This is a genomic window from Planomonospora algeriensis, from assembly GCF_977012225.1.
Window position 1 is genome coordinate 1 of record NZ_CDRNDK010000685.1, and the last position, 2,495, is coordinate 2,495.

Below are 2,495 nucleotides of genomic sequence, written 5' to 3' on the forward strand. Positions count from 1 at the left end.
GCGACCCCGGCGGACACCGCGGCCCCACCGGCTCCCGACGCGCCCGGCCGGGGGAGCGGACAGCACGCGCCGGGTCGAGGGATCGAACCGCACGCGCCCGGCCAGGAGAGCGGACAGCACGTGCCCGGCAGGGGGATCGAACCGCACGCGCCCGCCCCGGAGCAGGTCGCCGAGATGATCGCCGACCTCGACCGGCGCCGGTCGGCGCAGCGCCGCGCTCCCGTGGAGACGGTCACGGTCCCGGTCTGGGTGCACGTGATCACCAGCGGCCGGTCGGCGCGCCCGACAGCGCGGTGCGCAACCAGATCGCCACGCTGAACGCCGCCTACGGCGGCCGGCTCGGCGGAGCCGACACCGGCATCCGGTTCCGGCTGGCCGGGACCACCAGGACGAACAACCCGGCCTGGTTCACCAACCCGATCGTCCACGAGGGCTCGGTGAAGCGGCTGCGCAAGGGCGGCCCGGAGACCCTCAACCTCTACATCGCGCAGCTCAGCCGGCTGGTGCTCGGCTACTCCACCTACCCCTACTGGTACATGAACGAGCCCACCTCGGACGGCGTCGTCGTCGACTGGCGCAGCCTGCCCGGCGGAGCGCTGCGCAACTTCGACCGCGGGTTCACCGCGGTCCACGAGATCGGCCACTGGCTCGGACTGCTGCACACCTTCGAGAACGGCTGCCAGGCGCCGGGCGACGGGGTGGCCGACACCCCGCCCCAGGCGACGGCGACCGAGGGCTGCCCGGCGGGCAAGGACACCTGCTCCGGAGACGGGCCCGACGCGATCCACAACTTCATGGACTACTCCTACGACACCTGCATGTCGCAGTTCACCGCGGGGCAGGGGGTCAGGATGAGGGAGGCGTGGAGGCTGTACCGGGGGACGGGCCCGGACATTAACCTTGACAGGTGACAGCACCGAAGACTCTCGACACTCCATACGCTCCTCCCCGGATCTTCGGCCCGCGCTACCGGACCGCGACCCTCGGCATCCTGCTCGTCGTCACCCTGATCGCCTTCGAGGGCATGTCGATCGGCGCGATCATGCCCGACGTCTCCGAGGACCTGGACGCGCTCGACCTGTACGGCATGAGCTTCTCGGCGTTCCTCATCGCCGGCCTGTTCGCCAACGTGGCCGCCGGGCTCTGGTCCGACCGGCGCGGCCACGCCGTACCGTTCCTGCTCGGCGTGGCCCTGTTCGTGACCGGCATGGTGATGGCGGGCGCCGCCGGGTCGAAGGAGGTCTTCATCGCGGCCCGCGCGGTCCAGGGGCTGGGCGGCGGTGCGGTCATCGTCGCGATCTACGTCATGATCGTGCGGGTCTACCCGCCGGAGGCCCGGCCCAGGGTCTTCGCCGGGCTCTCGTCGGCCTGGGTGCTGCCCGCGCTGGTCGGACCCGGCCTCGGCGGGTTCATCGCCGACACCGCCGGCTGGCGCTGGGTCTTCTACGGGATCGTCCCGCTGGTGGTCCCCGCCCTGGTGATGCTGCTGCCCGCGCTGCGCGGCGGCGACGGCGACACTCCGGAGCCCGGCACCGGACCCCGTTCGCGGCCGCTGCGGATGACCCTGGCGGCTCTGGCGACGGCGCCGGCGGCGGCACGCTGCTCTACGGGGTGGAGCGGCTCGACGCCGCCCCGCTGCCCGGCGGGATCGCCACCGCCGCGGGGCTGGTCCTGCTCGCCGCCGGACTTCCCCGGCTGCTGCCCCCGAAGGCCCTGCGGTTCGGCCGGGGACTGCCCACCACGGTGATGATGCGCGGCGTCCTGGCCTCGGCCTTCTTCGGGGTCAACGCCTACATCCCGCTGGTCCTGCAGAAGGAGCTCGGCTTCACCACCACCCAGGCCGGGGTCGCGCTCACCATCGGCGCGCTGGGCTGGAGCAGTGGCTCCTACCTGCAGACCCGGCGCGAGTTCGACCGGCCCACCCTGGTACGACTCGGCGCCACGGCGGTCACCGCCGGCATCCTGCTGACGACGCTCGCCCTCGTCCCCGGCATGACCGGATGGATCATGGCGCCCGCCTGGATGGTCGCCGGGTTCGGCATGGGCATCGGCACCACCAGCGTGAGCATCACCACCATGCGCCAGTCGCCCGACGACGAGCAGGGCGCCAACTCCGCCGCGCTCCAGGTCGTCGACACCCTGGGCGGCGCGCTCACCATCGGGTTCGGCGGCGTGCTGGTGAACCTGATCGGCCACGACGACATCGCCACCGGGTACATCGCGATCATCGCCATGACGGCGGCCATCGGCGTGCTCGGCACGGCCGTCGCGGGCCGCATGCGCGACCTCCCCTGACCCGGCCGGCCCGTCCCATATCGGAGATCGCCTATGGCCGGACCGCGGCGGGCGAGGCATGGTAGGACGGAAGGCCGGGACCACCGGGAGGAGGAGGCGTGGGCGAACCACCCCACCGGGCGTGGCCGCCGGAGGAACCCCCGCGGCGGGCGCGCGATCCCCGCCGGGCGCGGCCGTACGGGGCTCCGGTGGACCGGGCG

At 73.3% G+C, this 2,495-nt stretch carries 4 protein-coding genes; all 4 read left to right on the forward strand.

The features are described from left to right. The coding region (locus ACWJ6R_RS34480) for a hypothetical protein (RefSeq protein WP_449066228.1) at positions 1 to 318 on the forward strand (318 nt) is incomplete at its 5' end. After that, a complete protein-coding gene (locus tag ACWJ6R_RS34485) occupies positions 294 to 911 on the forward strand; it encodes a zinc metalloprotease (protein ID WP_449066229.1) in 618 nt (205 codons plus the stop codon). The genes ACWJ6R_RS34480 and ACWJ6R_RS34485, both read left to right, overlap by 25 nt. Next, on the forward strand, positions 908 to 1,747 hold the full coding sequence (locus ACWJ6R_RS34490; protein WP_449066230.1) for an MFS transporter: 840 nt from the start codon (positions 908 to 910) through the stop codon (positions 1,745 to 1,747). Before ACWJ6R_RS34485 ends, ACWJ6R_RS34490 begins: the two co-directional genes overlap by 4 nt. Before the next feature lie 2 nt (positions 1,748 to 1,749). After that, entirely contained in the window at positions 1,750 to 2,295 is a 546-nt protein-coding gene (locus tag ACWJ6R_RS34495; protein ID WP_449066231.1) for an MFS transporter, read from the forward strand. The last annotated feature ends 200 nt before the right edge of the window (positions 2,296 to 2,495 follow it).

What these genes read in the sequence shown, in the direction of transcription:
- ACWJ6R_RS34495 (WP_449066231.1), top strand. Translation starts at nt 1,750, where the DNA reads ATGCGCGGCGTCCTGGCCTCGGCCTTCTTCGGGGTCAACGCCTACATC.